14 protein-coding genes are annotated in these 17961 nt (G+C 74.8%); 1 reads left to right on the top strand and 13 read right to left on the bottom strand.

Going from position 1 to position 17961, the window contains the following annotated elements:
• Positions 1 to 39 precede the first annotated feature (39 nt).
• The 8 genes from R3E88_11940 to R3E88_11905 form a co-directional block, all read right to left on the bottom strand.
• The gene (locus R3E88_11940) at positions 40 to 783 is read right to left on the bottom strand and encodes a TetR family transcriptional regulator (GenBank protein ID MEZ4217182.1); all 744 of its coding nucleotides are present in this window, start codon (positions 781 to 783) and stop codon (positions 40 to 42) included.
• Between the two features lie 451 nt (positions 784 to 1234).
• The gene (locus R3E88_11935) at positions 1235 to 2254 is read right to left on the bottom strand and encodes an alcohol dehydrogenase catalytic domain-containing protein (GenBank protein ID MEZ4217181.1); all 1020 of its coding nucleotides are present in this window, start codon (positions 2252 to 2254) and stop codon (positions 1235 to 1237) included.
• Positions 2255 to 2381: 127 nt separating this feature from the next.
• Positions 2382 to 3683: a hypothetical protein gene (locus R3E88_11930; GenBank protein MEZ4217180.1), complete on the bottom strand. Its 1302-nt coding sequence runs from the start codon at positions 3681 to 3683 to the stop codon at positions 2382 to 2384.
• Positions 3680 to 5929, bottom strand: coding sequence for a DUF3604 domain-containing protein (locus R3E88_11925; GenBank protein ID MEZ4217179.1), 2250 nt, complete (start codon positions 5927 to 5929; stop codon positions 3680 to 3682). Before R3E88_11925 ends, R3E88_11930 begins: the two co-directional genes overlap by 4 nt.
• Positions 5930 to 6010: 81 nt before the next feature.
• Positions 6011 to 8326 (bottom strand): carbohydrate binding family 9 domain-containing protein, encoded by a 2316-nt coding sequence (locus R3E88_11920; GenBank protein MEZ4217178.1) that lies wholly within the window; start codon positions 8324 to 8326, stop codon positions 6011 to 6013.
• A 70-nt stretch (positions 8327 to 8396) separates the two neighbouring features.
• The gene (locus R3E88_11915) at positions 8397 to 8912 is read right to left on the bottom strand and encodes a DUF1499 domain-containing protein (protein MEZ4217177.1); all 516 of its coding nucleotides are present in this window, start codon (positions 8910 to 8912) and stop codon (positions 8397 to 8399) included.
• Entirely contained in the window at positions 8909 to 9370 is a 462-nt protein-coding gene (locus tag R3E88_11910; protein MEZ4217176.1) for a hypothetical protein, read from the bottom strand. Before R3E88_11910 ends, R3E88_11915 begins: the two co-directional genes overlap by 4 nt.
• Before the next feature lie 32 nt (positions 9371 to 9402).
• Positions 9403 to 10215 carry an SIMPL domain-containing protein gene (locus tag R3E88_11905; protein MEZ4217175.1) on the bottom strand — a complete coding sequence of 271 codons (813 nt, stop codon included), beginning with the start codon at positions 10213 to 10215 and terminating at the stop codon, positions 9403 to 9405.
• Positions 10216 to 10373: 158 nt separating this feature from the next.
• On the opposite strand from R3E88_11905, the gene R3E88_11900 reads away from it, so the two are divergent.
• A complete protein-coding gene (locus R3E88_11900) occupies positions 10374 to 10973 on the top strand; it encodes a methylated-DNA--[protein]-cysteine S-methyltransferase (protein ID MEZ4217174.1) in 600 nt (199 codons plus the stop codon).
• Here R3E88_11900 and R3E88_11895 read toward each other — a convergent pair.
• From R3E88_11895 to R3E88_11875, 5 genes are all read right to left on the bottom strand, one after another.
• Entirely contained in the window at positions 10898 to 11992 is a 1095-nt protein-coding gene (locus R3E88_11895) for a hypothetical protein (protein ID MEZ4217173.1), read from the bottom strand. The genes R3E88_11900 and R3E88_11895 overlap by 76 nt on opposite strands.
• Positions 11993 to 12029: 37 nt before the next feature.
• The gene (locus tag R3E88_11890) at positions 12030 to 13898 is read right to left on the bottom strand and encodes a hypothetical protein (GenBank protein MEZ4217172.1); all 1869 of its coding nucleotides are present in this window, start codon (positions 13896 to 13898) and stop codon (positions 12030 to 12032) included.
• A 298-nt stretch (positions 13899 to 14196) separates the two neighbouring features.
• Positions 14197 to 15258 carry an AI-2E family transporter gene (locus R3E88_11885; GenBank protein ID MEZ4217171.1) on the bottom strand — a complete coding sequence of 354 codons (1062 nt, stop codon included), beginning with the start codon at positions 15256 to 15258 and terminating at the stop codon, positions 14197 to 14199.
• 128 nt (positions 15259 to 15386) lie between these two features.
• The gene (locus R3E88_11880) at positions 15387 to 17075 is read right to left on the bottom strand and encodes a glutamate synthase-related protein (protein ID MEZ4217170.1); all 1689 of its coding nucleotides are present in this window, start codon (positions 17073 to 17075) and stop codon (positions 15387 to 15389) included.
• A 218-nt stretch (positions 17076 to 17293) separates the two neighbouring features.
• Complete coding sequence (locus R3E88_11875) at positions 17294 to 17809, bottom strand: cytochrome c (protein ID MEZ4217169.1); 516 nt, start codon at positions 17807 to 17809, stop codon at positions 17294 to 17296.
• Positions 17810 to 17961: the final 152 nt, after the last annotated feature.

Here is a 17961-nt window from a genome sequence, read left to right as displayed (position 1 = left end):
CCGCTTGACGTCGGAGCGGAGCGCGCCGCGCGTGCTCGGTCATCGCGCGACCTCCAGCGCGGGCGCGTGCTCGTTCGCGCGCGCGCGGTCCGGTGCGCACGGCACCACCGCCGCGCGGATGCCGGCCGCGCAGTAGCGCACGAGCGCTTCGCCGAGCGCGGCGTCGCGCGGGAACGGCGCCGCGAGGCCGGGCGCGACGTCGAGCTGTCCCGACACGACGTGCACGAACGAGCCGACCATCAGCTGGAACGCGAGCGCGACGTCGCGCTCCCCGCACTCGGGAAGCGCGCGCGCGAGCGCGGCCATCGCGCGCCGCGACGTCTCCCCGAAGAGCTGCTCCTTCAGCGCGACGACGACGTCGGGCGGGTCGGCGAAGAGCCGCGCCGCGACGCTGCGCGAGCCCGCGCGCAGCGCGTCGCTCGGCGCCGCGGCCGGCGCGACGAATGCGCGCACGACGTCCTCGACGCTCGGCGCGCACCCGGTCGCACGCGTGCGCGCCTCGAGGGCGTCGAAGGCCTCGTTGCGCGCGGCCTCGAGCGGCGCGAGCGCGCGCGCACACACCGCGCGCAGGAGCTCGGGCTTGGACCCGAAGTGATAGTTGGCGGCCGAGACGGAGAGGCCGGCCGCCTGCGTCACCGCGCGCATCGAGGTGCCGGCGTAGCCGCGCTCGGCGAAGAGCGCCTCCGCGGCGTCGAGCAGCCGGTCGCGCGCGGACGCGAGACGGGCCGTGCGCTCCGGCTCGTCGACGGACGGCAGGCGAAGGGAGCGGACGCGACTCGACATCGGGGACCTCGCGACGGCGGGGGCGCGCCGCCGAACGGGCGTTCGAAACGCTCGTTCGGCCGGGATTCTGCGACAGCCGGCGGCGGGCGTGCGCGAAAAGATCGGGCCGCTCGCCGGTGCGCGCGCTTCGGCAGCGGGCGCGGCGGCTTCGCTCGCTCGCCTGCGCGACGGCGCACCGCGGCGCGCGGGCCGCGCCACCGTCGGCGCCTTGACAGGCGAGGGGCCGAGCCCGTAGGAAGGCGACGTCGATACGCGGCTCTCGCGAAGCGGCGGGCACCGGGCGAGCCGGGCCGCAGCGCGCGGAGCCGCGCTCTCGGGGCAGCGCTCTGGGAAGGGGAAGCCGGCGACGTCGATCGCCGGCTTCGGCTGTCGGGGGCGGCGGGGTCGCGACGCGGCGCCGCCGCCCTCCTCGTCTTCGGACCGAGGACGCGCGCGAACCGCCGCCGCGCCGTCAGGGCTCGACGATCACCTTGCACTGCTGCGCGGGAGTGCGCAGCGCCTCGAACGCGCCGGGCAGCGCGTCGAGCCCGATGCGGTCCGTGACCATCGGGAGCGGGTCGATGCGGCCGGTCGCGAGCATCGCGAGCGTGAGCTCGAAGTCGCCGCGCCGGTAGTAGCTCACGAACTGCAGGCACAGCGCCTTCACGCTCGCCGCGACGGGCACGATCGTGTCGGGCTGCATGCACACGCCCGCGACCACGATCTTCGCGCCGCGCGGCGCGAGCCCGATGCACTGCTGCAACAGGCCGGGAACGCCGACGCACTCGAAGATCGTGTGCGGCGCGTGGCCCGTCGCGCGTGCGAACGCCTGGCCCGGGTCCTCCTTCGCAGGGTCGACGAGCACGGTCGCGCCCATCCGGCCGGCCATCTCGCGGCGCGACGCGACGAAGTCGCTGACGACGACCTCGCGCGCGCCGAGCTGGCGCGCCCACATCGCGACCGCGAGCCCGACCGGCCCGGCGCCGATCACGAGCACGTCCTCGCCGCTCCGCAGGCGCGCCTCGTCGACCGCGTGCAGCCCGACGGCGAGCGGCTCGACGAGCGCGCCGTCCGACGCCGCGACGACGGGCGGGAGGCGCAGCGTCTCGCGCGCGCCGACGAGCACGTACTCCGCGTAGGCGCCGCCGACGTCGCCGAAGCCCGTCGCGCGCAGCGACGCACAGCCCATCACGTCGCCGGTGAGGCACGGCGCGCAGCGCGCGCACCCGATCGCCGGCAGCGCGCACACGGCCTCGCCCTCGCGGAAGCCGCCCTCGACGTCGCGGCCGACGGCCGCCACCTCGCCCGCGAACTCGTGGCCCATCACCGCGCCGCGCGGAAGCGCGCCCGCGAGCTGCGAGACGTGGAGGTCGCTCCCGCAGATGCCGCAGCCGCGCACGCGCAGCACGAGCTCGCCCGGCCCCGGCGTCGGGTCGGGCACGCTCTCGATGCGCATCGGCGCCCCCACCGTCTCGAACGTCGCCGCCCGCATCGCGCTCCTCCCGCCGCGCACTCGGCGCGCCGCTCGTCCGTCAGGCGCGCACTGCGCGCCGCTCGTCCGTCAGGCGCGCACCGCGCGCCGCTCGCCCGTCAGGCGCGCACCGCGCGCCGCTCGCCCGTCAGGCGCGCACCGCGCGCCGGACCTCGAGCTCGAACTCCGCGCCGCGGCTCACGCGCGCGAGCCGCAGCTCGGGCGGGTCGGCGAGCGGCTCGACCGCCGGGTCGATCACCACGTCGAACGCGAGCCGCTCGCCCGCGCGCGGCGTCGCCGGGTGACAGCGCGCGCGCGGCGAGACGGCCGCCGCGGCCGCGTCGAGGGCCGGATGCGGCTCGCCGCCGATGCCCGCGAACCACGAGTGCGCGTCGCCCTCGGCGAACGCCGGCGCGTCGCCGAACGCGATGCGCGCGCGCCGCGCGTCCGCGACCTCGACGCGCAGGTCGACGTACGAGGCGGGCGCGAAGCACGGGTTCAGCTGGAACGCCTTCGCGACGGCGGAAGCGTCGTCGCCCGCGATGCCGAACGCGCGGCGGATGCGGTGGGACGCGAGCGCCGCCATGCCCGTCAGCTGCCGGCGCCCGAGCTCGAGCGCGGCGTCGTCGCCGAAGAGCTGTGCCACGCACAGCAGGTACGCGCGCACGAGCAGGTGCGTCTGGATCGGCACCTCGCGTGCGACGGTGACGAGCGCGCGGTGCGAGAGATCCTCGAGCTGGAAGCCCGGGTCGAAGGCGCCCGAGTAGTCGCGCCAGCCGCCCGGCTCGGCGTCGTCCGCGGGCACGTCGATCGGCAGGTTCGCGAGCTTCGACTTCGCGACGATCGCGAGGTTCGGGTGCTGCTCGTAGGGTGTGCCCTCGCCGTCGATGAACACCCTCCAGCGGCAGTGCGGGTAGCGCCCCGCCGGCACGCGCGGCGGCCGGTGGATCGGCCGCATCTTCATGCACGGGTGCGTCGCGGCCGCCGTCGCATCGAACGTCGGGTCCTCGATGTCGTGGCACATGAGCTTCACGCGGTGCTCGCCGAACGGCTCGACGTCGAGCAGCGCGCCGCAGTGACAGAGCCAGAACTCGCCGTACTCCGGCGAGTCGAGGCGGAACTGGAAGTCCATGAACTGCGGCGGCGCCCCGATGTCGAGCTGCAGGTTCTTGAACACCGTGCCGACGTCGCTCCCCTCGAAGCCGAGCGCGCGCTGCATGCGCTTCGAGTAGATCGGGCTCGCGCCCATCCACTCCTCGATCGAGAACCGCACCTGCGCCTCTTCGCCGAACTTCTGCATCACGAGCGGAAGGCCGACGCGATCGACGAGGTGGCCGATCAGCAGGTACTCGCGGCCGAGCACCGCGAGCGCCGCGCGCGAGAACGCGCCCGGCGAGAGCGCGGGATCGAACGCGCCTGCATACGAATCGCGGAGCGACGGCGACGTCACGGAGCCTCCTCGGTGTCCACTCGCGGCGCGACGTCGACGTAGATCGGCGACGACCACGCGCGCTCGCGCACCGGCGCGAGACAGTCGTCGTCCCAGGGCGTCGGCCACCCGGCGTGGCACGGGTCGACGCTCGTCGCGCGGCGCGGCGCGCCATCCTCGCCGCCCGTGAACGTCGCGCGCAAGCCCCCGCCGTTCACCGCGGGCGTCGGCGCCTGCAGCGCGCGCACGTAGTAGGCGGTGTCGCGCTCGAACGCGTCGTCCTCGAAGCGCACGACGCAGCCGGAAGGGTCGGGCGTACACTCGAAGCGTTTCCACGCATCCTCGATCAGCGGCGCGACGTCCTCGCCGGGCACGCGCTGCGGGCGGATGCGCACGACCTCGATCGCCTCGATCGGATGGCGCTCGTCGCTCGGGTGGTAGCACTCGCCGAGACACAGATCGTCGATGCGCGCTTGCCCGAGCGCCTCGACCGTCTCGGGCGCGCAGCCGGGCTCCTGCACGAAGCTCCCGACGGCGCGCACCTCGAAGCGCGGCGTGCTGCCCGCGCGCAGCGCGACCTCGCCGCCCATCGGCACGCGCGCGCGGCCCGGCGCGTCGAGCAGGTCGAACCACAGCAGGATGCGCGGGCCGCTCGTCCCGTAGACCTCGCGACTCACGAGTGCGCGCCAGATGGCGTCGCGATCGCGCGCGTCCGCGTGCACGGCGACGAGCCCGCCCGGGTAGAGGAAGCTCGCGGCGCGCTCCTTGTTGAACAGGTCGCGGAAGCCCTGCGGCTCGTTCGGCACGGGCTGCGCGCGCCGCGGGTCGTCCGACCTCCCGAGCGCGAGCGGCCGCACGAGCTTCGCGACCGTCTCGCTCGGGAAGCCGCGCACGTCCGTCGTGCCGTGGCGCGCGAGCTGCTTGTAGCCGGTGCCGGGGCGGCCCGCGTGGTTGTCGGACGAGGCGATGAAGCCGAAGCGGAAGCGCGCGCCGTCGACCGGGCTCGTGATCGCCGTCGCGTACTGCGCGGTCATTCCCGCGCGCGGGTTGAAGACGGGCTTGAAGCAGTCGCGACACTGGTCGCAGTCGAGCCATTCCTCCGCCGGCACCTCCGGGAAGACGAGGTTGGGCGACGTCGCCGCGGCGAGCGCGAGCCGCTTCGCCTCCTCGACGCGCGCGTCGCACTCCGCCTCGGGGAGGTCGCCGCAGCGCGCGCGCATGATCTCGCCCGCGCGCCAGCAGCACGGCAGGAAGTCGTCCGTCGGCGCCGGGCACGCGAGCGGCGCGTCCGGGTCGGCGACGCCCGCGGCGTGCACCGCGCGGAACTCCTCGCCGTTGCCGTGTCCCGAGTGGATCTCGATCAGCCGCTGCCGCGCGGGGTCGTGCTGTCCGTCGAGGAGCTGCGCGTCGAGGCGCGCGCCGACGGGCGCGTGCTCGCCCCACGCGAGCCCGTGCGGGATGACGAGCGTCTCGAGGCCCGACTGCGCGAGCTTCTCGAACAGCGCGCGCGGCGTCGTCGCGTTCTCGCGGCAGTCGTCGGGGAGCGCGCGCGTGTCGACGCCCGCCTCGCACGTCCGCTTGCGCGCGAGACGGTCGATCGTGAAGAAGAAGTCCGAGTACATGCCGAGCGCGTCGATGCCGGCCAGCGTCTCCACGACGTCGAGCCCGCGCGCGCGCGCGTTCACGTCGTCGGGCAGCGCGTCGATCGGCCGCCTCGCGACCTCGTCGTCGCCCGTTCCGCGGAAGATCACGTTCTTGTGCCCGAAGTGCGTCTCGGGCGTCGCGCCGACCTGCGTCCACTCGTAGCCCGCGTAGACGACGAGGTCGGGGTCGCTCGCGTCGCCCGCGCGCGCGTTGCACTGGCGCACCGTCTCGACCGACTCCGTCCAGCGCTCGGGCCACAGGCTCTCCGCGTGATCGTTGAGCGAGAAGAAGTCGAGCTGCGCGCAGTGGCGGGCGAAGTCGCACGCGTCGGCCGGCGGGTGCGCGCCCTCGCCGCCGAAGAGCGGGAGCCCCTGGAGGAAGGCGTCGATCGAGAACGTGGTGTGGACGTGCAGGTCGCCGAACAGGACGAGGCGCTCGGCGGGCGCCGCCCCGCCGGCCGCCGGCGCGCGCGGAGGCACGGGGCGCGGCGGGCCCGCGATCGTGCCCGGCCCGCGGTCGCTCTCGCCGCAGGTCCCGGAAGCGACGAGCAGGGCCGCCGCGATCGCGATGGCGGCGACGAGCGCGAGCGCGGAGCCGGCGACCCACGCGAGGAGGCGGCGCATGCGCCCATCCTATCAGCACGGGCCGCGCGCGGTGCGCGGGCGGCGAGCACGGGCCGCGCGCGCTGCGCGGGCCGCAGCGCGTCAGAACCGGAAGGTCCAGCCCACCTTCGCGAGCGGCTCGGTGCGGACGCTCGTGACGTCTCCGTCGTCGGCGAGCAGGAGCTGGTTGTAGACGAGGAAGATCTCGCGGCCGTCCGAGACGATCCAGCGCAGCCGCGAGTTCACGCCCACGCGATCGCTCGCATTGTCGTACTGGACGAACGTGAGCCACGAGACGTCGGGCGTGAACTGGAAGTTGACGCGCACGCGCGCGATGCGCGCCGCCGTCCGCACCTCCGAGCGCGCGTTCGCCGCGTTCACGACGTCGAGCCACAGCTCGCTGTGGTCGTACTCGAGCCCGAACCGCACGAAGCGGCTCGGTCGCCAGTCGACGCGCGCGAGCACCTTCGCGCGCCGCCCGCTCAGGAAGCCGCCGTAGCGCGCCTCGACGTAGGTCGAGAGCCTGCGGTGCTTGCTCGACTCCGCTTCGACGACGATCTCGTCCGTGTGATAGGTGCCCGCCGGGATCATGAGCTGCGGGATGACCGGCAGCGGGAAGGGCACGAGCACGCGCTCGAAGCCGCGTCGGTAGGCGATCTCGAGCCCGTCCGCGGTGTGCGTCTCGATGTCGATCGGCCGCAGGTCGACGCGCAGCGACTGCACCTCGTTCTCGCGGTCCGTGACGAGGATGCCCCAGACGAAGTTGTCGAACGTCCGCACGAGGCGCGAGGGCGGGCGCGTCCGGTAGCGGTAGCGCCCCTCGTAGCGGCGGATGTCCGCGCGGCTCACGAAGCCGAGCGCCGGGTAGAAGTCCTTCGCGATGTCGCGGAAGTTGAGGAAGACGAAGTGGTGGTCGTTGGGCAGCTGGAGCTCGCCGCCGTAGGCGGCTTCCGTGCCGTGTCCGCCCTCGGTGAAGCTGTTCTGCGCCCAGACGTTGCCCTGGACGACCTGGCCCGTGCCGAGGAAGTCGCTGTCGCGGAAGTCGAAGTCGACGCCCGCGAGCGAGTTGCTCCGGTTCGTGCGCGGGTCGCCGTTCGTCACGATGAACCCCACGCGCGACTCGCGCAGCACGTTCATCGTCGCCCGGCCGACGAGCAGGTTCGTCGTTCCCACGTGCTGGTCGGCGTCCGGTCGCCCGGGGACGCGCTCGACGAAGCGCCCGAGCGCGTCCTCGCGCTTGAGCGTGTGCCCCTCGACCTGCGCGTCGAGCAGCCCGACGTTGAAGCGCCCGACGCGGCCCGTGACCTTCGCGGCCGCGCGGATCGCCACCGGGTTGCCGTCCGCGTCGAGCCCGATCTTCCGCGAGAAGAACGGGCGCCCGTTCGGCTCGATGTCCTCGACGTTCGCCGACAGCGCGCCGAAGTCGAAGATCAGCGCGTCCTGCAGGAAGAAGTCGCGCTTCTCGGGGAAGAAGAGCTGGAAGCGGTCGAGGTTGATCTGGCGCTCGTCGACCTCCGTCTCGCCGAAGTCCGTGTTCACGGTGAGCGAACCGGTGAGCCCGGGCGTGATGCGGTAGAAGGCGTCGAGCGAGGGGTCGAACAGGAAGTAGTGCTTGTCGCGCAGGCGGTCGTCGACGCGACGCGTGGTCGCGGCCGGCACGACGTCGAGCCCGACGCCCTGCACCTGTCGCCCCATCCCGTCGAGGAAGCCGGCGCGCGCCGTGTTCGTCACGATGCGGTGCGGCACCGGATCGGCCCAGCGGATGTCCTCGTTGCGCCGCCGGATGCCGCGCGAGAAGTTGAGGCCCCACGTCTTCGCCGCGGGATCGAACGAGAGCGTCTTGTACGGGATGCGCACTTCGGCGAACCAGCCGTCGCGCCCGACGCGCGCCTTCGCCGCCCAGATGCCGTCCCAGTTCGGCTCGAAGTTCGGCCCCTCGATCAGCCCGTCTCGCCGCGTGCCGACCGGGTTCACCTGGAAGAGGTAGCCGTTGCGGCGGTCGAGGAACGGGTCGATCACGATGTTCAGGCGATCGTCGTAGTAGGTGTCGACGTCGTCGCGCAGCATGTGGTTGACGACGATGCCGTCGGGCTCGTCGTCGTAGCACTCGATGCCGACGTACATCGCGTCCCGGTCGCTCAGGATCCGGATCACCGTGCGCTGCGAGGGCCGCCCGCCGGCGCGCGGCTCGGCCGTGTGGAAGTCGTCGATCACGGCCGCCGTCTTCCACACCTCCTCGTCGAGCCGGCCGTCGAGCGTGGGCGGCGTCTCGGTCCAGACCATCTCGACGTGCGGCGCGGGGTCGAGCGATGCGAGCGCCACGCGCGGCGCGAACGCGGCGGCGACGGCGAGCGACAGCGCGAGGAGGGGCATGCGCAGCGGACGCTGCGACCCGAGGGCACGGGAGCGGCGGGACATGGCGGGCCGCATCTTCGGACAACGCGAGCGCCGCGGAAAGGCCTGCGCGCGAGGCGGCGCGGGACGCGACCTACGGCGCGAGCAGCCCCGCGGCCCGCAGCCGCGCCCGGAGCGCCTCGACGCGCGCCGCATTCGCGCCCATGTCGCCGTACCCGATGCGCGAGGCCGAGCGCACCTCGACGCGCCCGGTCGCCGGGTCGAGCAGGAGCTCGAGGTCGTCGACGTAGCGCATGAGCCGCGTCGTGGCCTCGGCGTGCAGGTAGCGGTCCGTCGCCGCGACGACCTCCGTGCGCGGCGTCGACGCGACGGCCTCGCGCACGCCGGCCCACGCCGCGGCGGGGTCGCCCGCGAGCGCGAACGGCTCCGTGCGGTGCGCCGCGTCGTCCGCGGTGCTCGAGACGCAGTTCGGGCTCGACGGACACGGCGCGAGCGCGCTCGTCCCGGGCCGCACGCCTAACGTGGTGGGTCGCGGTGCCGCGCACGACGCGCCGAGCACGAGCACGAGCACGGCGAGGAGCCACGGCGCGCGCGCCGCCGCCGCGGCGCGTCCGCGCGCGCTCGGCCCCGCTGCGCGCGCCGCGCTCACGCCGGCTCCCGCGCGCGCCAGGCGCCGCGCGCCGCCAGCGCGACCGCGACGAGGAGCAGCAACGCGCCGAGCGGCGCGAGCGCGACGGCGGGCCCCGGGTCGCCGCCGTACACGACGACCCCGCCCAGCGCGAAGCCGGCCGGCATCGCGACGCCTGCCGCCACGAAGCACGCCGACGCCGCGCGCAGCTGCGCGACCGGGAGCGCGAGCCGGCCGAGCCCCGCTGCGAATGCGAGGTTGAGCAGCCCGATCAGCGTTCCGTGCGCGTGCGCGAGCGACCACATGAGCCGCCGCGTCTCGTTCGACACGTCGAGATAGAAGCCCGCCTTGAAGCCGTGCAGCGCCTCGAGCGCGAGGCCGGCGACCCCGAAGACGAGCACGAGCGTCCACCCGGCGCGCAGGTGGCGGCGCTCGAGCCGGGAGCGGAGCGCATCGTCGGTCGACGCCGGGCTCGACATGGCGCGCACGATAGCGCGGCGGGACGCGGGCCTTAGTCGCCGATCGCGACCGTCAGGACGACCTCGGCGCGCACGTCGACGCCGCCCGCCTCGATCGGCGTCGAGGCCTTGGACGCGGCGAACTCGGCCTGCATCCGCATGCGCGGCACCTCCACGCCACCCCCGCCCTCGTCGAGCGACACGATCTCGCGCACCTCGACGCCGAGCGCCTCGGCCGCCGCGTCGGCCTTCGCGCGCGCGTCCTTGGCGGCGGCCGCGAGCGCCCGCAGGCGGAGCGGCGCGTCGTCGCGAAGGCCGAAGACGATCGACTGGACCTCGTTCGCGCCCGCGCGCGTCGCCGCGTCGATCGCCTCGCCGACGCGCGCGATCGCCCCGAGCCGCACCTGCACCGTGTTGCGCACGACGTAGCCGCGCAGGATGGGGCTGCCCGAGCTCGCCTTCCCGTAGTCGTACTGCGGCGCGACGGAGAACCCGAGCGTCGAGATCTCGCCCGCGTCGCCGAGGGCCTTGCGGAGCGCGGCGATCACGGCCGTGCTGCGCCGCGCGTTCTCCTCGACGGCGGGCGCGCTCTCCGCGCTCTCGGTGACCACGGCGACCGAGAGCGTCGCCACGTCCGCGGGAGCCGTGAGCGTGGCCGCCCCCGCGACGCGGATCACCGGACGCGCGGCGTCGTCCGCGTGGGCGGGCACGGCGAGCGCGAGCCCGAGCGCGATCGCCGACGATCGCGCGATCGCGCGCACCCGTCCGAGCGCCGAGCCCCGCATCGCCGCAGCGCGCGACGTGGCCCTCCGCGCGTGCACGCGAAGCCGACCGCCGTCCGCCATCTCGTCCTTCGGGTCGCCCATCGATCCGCCCTCCTCGCGGCACGCGGCCGCGTGCATCCGTGTCCGGAAACCGCGAGTCCGTTCCGCGGCCGCGCGGAATGCTAGGGCGTGACGAGCGCGGGCTCGACGGGCGACGGCGCTCCGTCGCTCCCGGCGACGCTCGCGAGAGGAGGACGGCCGTGGAGGAACGCTTCGCACTCGTCGTCGACTCGCCGGTCGGGAGGCTCGGCATCGCGGCCGAGACGCGCGGCGTGACCCGCGTCGCCTGGTTGGACGCGCCCGCGCGCGAGGGGCGCGCGCGGCCCGGGAGCGCGCGCGTCGAGCCCGCGCGCGACGCGCGCGCGCGCCGCCACGCCGACGCCGCCGCGCGCGCACTCGCGGCCTACTTCGCGCGCGAGGCGGATGCCGCGGCCCGCCTCGCCGCGCTCCCCCTCGTCGCGGTGGGGAGCGCATTCGCGCAGGCGGTCTGGTGCGCGCTGCGCGCGATCGCGCCGGGAGCGACCCACCACTACGGCGGCGTGGCGCGCGCGCTCGGCTCGCCGGGCGCCGCGCGCGCGGTCGGCGCCGCCGCGCGCCGGAACCCGATCGCGATCGCGATTCCATGCCATCGCCTCGTCGGCGCCGACGGCTCGCTCACGGGCTTCGCGGGCGGCCTCGCCGCGAAGCGCTGGCTGCTCGAGCACGAGGGCGCGCGTCCGCGCGCTCACTCGAGCGTCGCGGCGAGCAGCCGTTCGACGAACGCGCCGCCGACCCACGAGCCGACGGGAATCGCGACGTAGGCGAGCAGGCGCAGCAGCGTCGGTGCGTCGAAGGGCCACTCGGGGCGCTCGGCGACGAACGTCCGGTAGGCGAGCAGGTCGGCGACGCTCACCGCGGAGGCGCGCGCGGCGAGCGGCGAGCCGTCGAGCGCGTGCAGCTCGCCGCGAAGGGCGCGGGACACGCGCGCGAGCTCCGCCTGCTTCTCGCGGCGCACGCGCTCCCGCACGCCGAGCAGCGGCCGCACGAAGGTCGCCCCCGCGATCGCGAGCGAGGCGACGCCGAGCCCCGCGAACGAGACCCAGTAGCCGACGTCGACGAGGTTCAGCGCGAAGATCGCGACGAGCAGCAGCCAGACGAGTGCGATGCGCATCCCGACCCACGCGAACGGGCCGAGCCCGTCGAGGTCGAGCAGGTCGACGCGCGCGCGGCGCCGCGCGAGCGCGTCGAAGCGCTGCGCGCACACGATCGACGCGTCGGCGAGGAGCCCGAGGTTGGCGCACAGCACGAAGCCCGAGATCCACTGCGTGAGGTGCTCGAAGCTCCAGTAGTCGCGGCGCAGGTAGAAGCCCGGGTCGCGGTCGATCGCCAGGGCCACGAGGGGAACGACGAGGAGCGCGCCCGCCATCCGCCGGCGCCGCACGGAAGACGCGCTCTCCGGGTGGGACACGCGCTCGCGCTCGGCCGGCGTCGCCGCAGATGCGTCGAGCACGGGGGCGAGCGCGTCGAACGCGGCGCGCGCCCCCATCGCGACGTAGCGACGCGCGGTGACGACGTAGGCGAGCAGCACGACCAGCAGGACGACCGTGCGCGCATCGCGGTCGAGGTAGAGCCCGGCCGGGCCGAGCTCGCGGATCGCCTCGCCGCGGCCCGCCGCGAACGCGGCGATCACCAGCGCGGCGAGGAGCGCGGCGGCGAGCAACGCGCCGACCGCGAAGGGCGGGAGCGGCGTCGCGGTGAAGAGCCGGTCGCCGAGCGAGCCCGCAACGCGCGCGGTCGCGCGGCGCACGGGCGGCGTGTCGGGAGCCGGGTTCGACGACACGCGCGCACGGTATCAGAGTGCCGCGCGCGCGCGACGACTAACGCTCGCCGTCGCCGCGACGTCCGCTGCGGCGCTCCTCGGCGCGGCTCCGCCGCTGCTCGACGCGCTCCTGCGAGCGCTCGCGGCGCTGCTCGACGCGCTGCTGCGAGGCCTCGCGACGCTCGGTGCGGCGCGCCTCGCCCGTGTCCCGGCGGACCTCGACGCGGCGCAGGCCCGGCGCGCGCCGCTGCGAAGCCGCCTCCGCGCGCGCGTCGCGGCGCTCGGCCGTCGCGTCGCGGCGCTCGTCCCGGCGCGCCTCCGCGTTGGTGCGACGCTCGTCGCGCCGCTCGATGCCCGCGTCGCGCCGTTCCTCCCGCCGTTCGAGTCCGTCGTCGCGACGTTCCGCGCGGCGCTCGACGCCGTTCGTCCTGCGCTCCTCGCGCCGCTCCTGCCCGTTCGCCCTGCGCTCGTCGCGGCGCTCGGCGCCGTTCGCGCGCCGTTCCTCGCGGCGCTCGAGGCCGTTGTCGCGTCGCTCCTCGCGGCGCTCGACGCCGCGCGTGCGCCGCTCGTCGCGGCGCTCGATGCCGTTGTCGCGCCGTTCGTCGCGCCGCTCGCGTCCGTTCGCGCGGCGCTCTTCCCGCCGATCGAGGCCGTTGTCGCGCCGCTCCGCGCGCCGCTCGATGCCGCGGTCGCGGCGGTCGTCGCGCCGCTCGATGCCGAGGGCGCGCCGCTCCGCGCGGCGCTCGATGCCCCGCTCGCGGTGCTCGGCGCGCCAGGTCGCGGGCGCCACGTAGGCCGGCCGGTCGCGGCGGACGCGCGCGATCAGCCCGCCGCGCGGCGCGCGGTGGTAGCGCGCATAGCGGGCGTAGCGGTAGCTCGGGCGATAGGTCGGATAGCGGTGGACGTAGTAGCGGTCGAAGCAGTTCGAGAGGCGCGGGTAGGCGTCGTAGTAGCCGCCGAAGTACCAGCTCACGAAGTGCGGCGAGGGAAGCCCGAAGAAGAACGAGACGCCGGGCGATCGATAGGCGAACCCGAAGTGCGGAACCACCGGATACCACACACCCCACGGATGCCAGTGCGAGTACCAGCGCGGATAGCCGAACCAGTAGGGATAGGCGTGGTGGTAGACGTTGACGGTCACGTTCACGTCCGGGCGCGTGAGCCCGTCGTAGTCGTAGCCGTACTCGTCGGCGTAGCGCCGCGCCGCCGCCTCGAGCTCGCGGCGCGCTTCGGGGTCGCTCTCGACCGTCTCGCGCCACGCGGCCTCGGCGCGGTCGGTCTCGGCCTCCTGCTCGGCCGCGACCGCGTCGAGGTGCTGGCGCGCGGCGCGCGGGCTCGCGCGGTACTCGTCGGCGAGCTGCGCGACCGCGCTCGGGCTGCGGCCCATGGCGGCGAGCAGCTCCGGATCGTCGACGAGCTCGCGGAACGCGGCGCGCGCGTCGTCGGGAAGGCCGGCGATCGCGTCGTCGAACTCGACGTCCGCCGCGGCCCGGATCGCGTGTGCCTCCTCGAGCGTCGCGAAGTGCTCACCGCCGAGGTGCAGCACGATGTCGCGCACGTCGTCGGGGTAGGCGTCGGCGATGTCCTCGAGCGCGGCGTCCGACTTCGCGCCGCCCTCGACGATGTCGGAGAGGAGCCCGGGGTAGCGGACGAGCTCCCAGAGCTCCTCCTCGTGCTCGCGGTCGAGGCGCTCGGCGCGCACCTCGAACGCCGCGCTCGAACGCGCCTGGATGAGCTCCATGCGGACCAGGGTGTCGGGGTAGAGCGAGGCCTCGAGCGCGGCGTCGCGAACCGCCGCGGGGCGCGACGCGACGAGGTCGACGAGGTCGCGCGGGGAGGCGCCGGCGTCGTCGGGCTCGGAGAGCGCGCCGGCGACCGAGGGAACGCCTGCGAGCGCGAACGCCAGGGCGAGCGCGAGAGCGCGCACGACAGCGGAGGAACGGAGCGGATGGGAAGCGGACGCGGACGGGAGGCTCGCCGGGGACGGGGACGGCGAGCGCGACGGAACGGACGACAGGCGAGACGCGGACTGGGACATCGCAACCACCTCCGGCCGGCGCACCGGCCCTCGCGAGACGGCGGCGTCCGACGGGCGACCCGCGCGCTTGTTCACACTGCGCGGGACCGCGCAGGCGGCGCCTCGAGGCGCTCGCGCGCCGGTGGCCCCACGAGCGGGCGGGCGCGCGGCGAGGATGGCACAGCGGCCTGCGGCGGGAAGCGGCGCCTCAGGCCGGTTCGGCGCGAGCGGCCGGGCGGGGCGCGCCGCTCACGCGCCCGGCGAGCAGCGCGGCCACCGGCCGGGTCGCTTCGAGCTGCTCGAAGAGCAGCTTCATCATCGCCGTGATGGGCGTCGCGAGCAGCATGCCGACGACGCCCCACAGCATCCCCCACAGGATCAGGGCCATCAGGATCGCGATCGGGTGGAGGTCGAGCGCGTCGCCCATGATCTTGGGCTCGAGCACGTTGCCGATCGCGAACTGGACGAGACCGGGGAGCGCGATCGCGAGCGCCGCGGCGAGCGGGCTCGTGTCCGGGCTCACGAGCACGACCGGCAGCGGGAGCAGCGTCGCGATCACCGACCCGACGCTCGGGATGAAGTTCAACAGGAACGCGAACAGCCCGAACACGAGCGCGAGGTCGATGCCGAGGACGGCGAGGATCCCGCCCACGAGCAGGCCCGTCGCGCCCGACACGAACGCCTTCGTCACGATGTAGCGCTCGATGCGGCTCTCGATGTCGAGCCAGATGCCGCGCCGCGCCGCGCCGGGGAGTCGCGTCTCGCGACCGATCAACAGGTAGATCATGAAGATCAGCACGAGCAGCGAGCGCGAGAGGAGGTCGACGATCGCGTTCGTCGTGCCGAGCAGCATGCCGCCGATCGAGCTCACCGGGATCGACGAGAGCGCGTCGAGAATGCGGCTCGTGTCGAGCCCGATCCGTTCGAGCGGGAGCGCGTTCGCCGTGCGCGCGATGAGCTCGGTGAGGCGCGCCTCGTAGGCGGGCGCGTTGGCCGTCAGCTGTCGCACGGAGATCTGGATCAACGCCGCGATGCCGGTGAGGAGACCGCCGCCGAGGACGAGCGTCGTGACGATCGCGACGGCGCGCGGCAGCCGCAGCGCCCGCACCTGGACGTCGACGGCGGGCGCGAGGCCGAGCGCGAAGAACACGGCCAGCACGAACGGGACCATCACGGGACGCAGCCAGTAGAGCGCGAACCCGAGCGCCACCGCGCTCAGGATGAGCAGGCACGCGGTCTGGATCCGTCGCTCCTGCGCGTCGCGGTCCATCGCGGCTCCCGTCTGCTTCGCCGTGCGCGCGCCGCGCGGTGTGCGCGCCGCGAGGGCGCGCGCAGCATACCGCGCGCGGCGCGGCCCGCGCGCGGGCGGGCGGCGGGCGGCGAACTCCCTCCGCGCGCCTAGCGAGCCTCGGGCTTCTCCTCGTCGCCGAGTCCCACGAGCGCGCCGTCGCCGCGCAGCACGTCGATGCGCGGCAGCACGGCGGGGCGGCGCGCCGACCCGGGCCGCGGGCTCGGGAAGATGTCGGCGGCCGACGCGACGCGGCCGTAGGCGTCGCGGTACACGGCGTGGTGGCGCGTGAACTCGGTCGGCGAGCGCAGGCCCGCGGCGGCGGTGAGCGACGCGAGCGCAGCGCGCAACGTCACGATGTAGTTCATCACCCGGAACTTCTTCTCGTCGACGACGAGTGCCTTCATCAGCTTCTCGTCGGTCGTCGCGACGCCGACCGGGCACTGGTTGCTGTGGCACTTCTGCGCCTGGATGCAGCCGACCGAGATCATCAGCCCGCGCGCGATGTTGACGGCGTCCGCCCCGAGCGAGAGCGCGATCGCGATGCGGTCGGCCGAGAACATCATGCCCGAGGCGAAGATCCGGACGCGGTCGCGCACGCCGTGGCGGCGCAGCGCGTCGTCCATCTCGACGAGCCCCGAGCGCACCGGGAGGCCCATCGTGTCGGCCATCTCCTGGTACATCGCGCCCGACCCGCCCTCGCCGCCGTCGACCGTGATCCAGTCCGGCCCGTCGCCCCGCCGCGCCATCGCCGCCGCGATGTCGTCGCACGAGCCGGGCCCGCCGACGACGACCTTGATGCCCACGGGCTTCTGCGCCTCGCTGCGCATGCGGCTCACGTGATCGAAGAGCTGGTCGATCGTCGCGAACATCTCGAAGCGGTTGGGCGCGTCGATCGTCGTGAACGCGGGCACGCGTCGGATGCGCGCGATCTCCTCGGTCACCTTCTCCGCCTCGACGTGCCCGCCGCGGATCTTCGCGCCCTGGTGGATCTTGAGCTCGAAGCCCCTCACCTGCGGCACGGCCGCCTTGCTGCGGAACTCGTCCCAGTCCCACTCGCCGGCCTCGGTGCGCACGCCGAACAGGCCCGGCCCGATCTGGAACACGACGTCCCCGCCGCCGACCAGATGGTGCTCGGACAGGCCGCCCTCACCCGTGTTGAGCCACGAGCCCGTCGCCATCGCGAGGCCGTGACTCATGGCCTGGATGGCGTTGCGACCGAGCGCGCCGTACGACATCGCACTCATCCCGATCAGCCCGCGCAGCGTCCACGGGTGCGCGAGGCCCGCGCCGACCACGAGCGCGTCCTCGTCGGGCAGCGTCCACGGCGACACGGTCTGGTCGCCCATCTTCTCCTTGCGGGACATGAGCCCTTCGCTCTCGATCACGTACCGGCGCGTCGGAAGGAGCGGCTCGCGCACGATGCGCAGGTCCTGCATCAGCGTGACGACCATCGAGTTGCGCAGGTACCAGCCGGGCTGGTCGAAGTCGCGCTTCGACCCGAACGACATGATGCTCTTGAGGTACTTCCCGGCGAAGACGACCGTGTGGTAGTCGTCGCGCGAGAACGGCTTGCCCTCGCGATCCGAGTTGAAGAGGTACTGCCGGAGCTCCGGCCCGATGTGCTCGAGCACGTAGCGGATGCGACCGAGGAGCGGGAAGTTGCGCAGCACCGCGTGCTGCGACTGGTTGCGATCCGACAGGTAGAGGGACAGGATCACGATCGGCGGCCCGCCGATCATCACGACCAGCAGAGCGAGATTGATGACGGCGATGACGTCGCCGAGCTCGTAGCCCACGCCCACTCCTTCGCGGAACGAGGCACGCCCCTCGCGTGCCGGCGCACGCCGCGGGGGGCGTGCGGCCCGCGCTATCGGAGGGCCGGGGGCCGGGCCTGACCCGCGCGACGCACTCACGCGCCCGCGCTCGGGCGAATGCCCGAGCGCGCCGGCAGCGCGCGGTGCAGCGTCGAGGCGCGTGCGCGCTCCCCTCGCGAGGAGCGCACGCGGCCGGCGTGCTAGTCGGCCGGCGGCGTGTACGGCGGGTCGGCGAGCGTGCGGACGAAGGCGACGACGTGCGCGATGTCCTGATCGGTGAGCACGTTGCCCCAGGCCGCCATGAGCGGCGACTTCCCGACCGCCGGTCCGCCCTCGCGGATGACCTTGGCCAGGTACTCGTCGCTCAGCCCGTTCATGTAGGCGCCGTCCGAGTGCTTCGCGGGCTGCGGCTGCAGCCCCTGGCTGAGCGGCCCGTCGCCGTCGCCCTTCGCACCGTGGCACGTCGCGCAGTAGGTCGCATAGATCGGAGCCCCGACGCGCGCATCACCTCTCTCGGCGATCGGCTCGGTGGACGCGGGAGGCGGCGTCGGCGCGGGGGTCGGCGGCGGCGGCGGCGGAGTGGGAGCCGGCGTGGGGACGGGCGCCGGCGTCGGCGCCGGGCTCGTCGGCGGCGCGGAGGGCTCGTCCCCTCCGCCGCATGCGGCGACGGCGAGCGCGAGGATCGCGAGCAGTGTGCACGCGCGCGCCACCGCCACCCGGTGTCCGCGCGTCCGGGCCCGATCGCGAGCCCGGTCTCGAACCGCTTCCACCGCTCGCTCTGCTCCGCGTCGCATGTGCGCCCTCCTCCGCGCGTCGGGTCCGAACCCGTTCGGCCCCCGGTTCCCGGGCACCGCGGCCGCCCCTCGCG

Source organism: Myxococcota bacterium, from assembly GCA_041389495.1.
Classification (GTDB): Bacteria; Myxococcota_A; UBA9160; order UBA9160; family UBA4427; genus JAWKRT01.
Note: the sequence above shows the minus strand (reverse complement) of the source record. Positions and strands in the feature narration are given on the sequence as shown.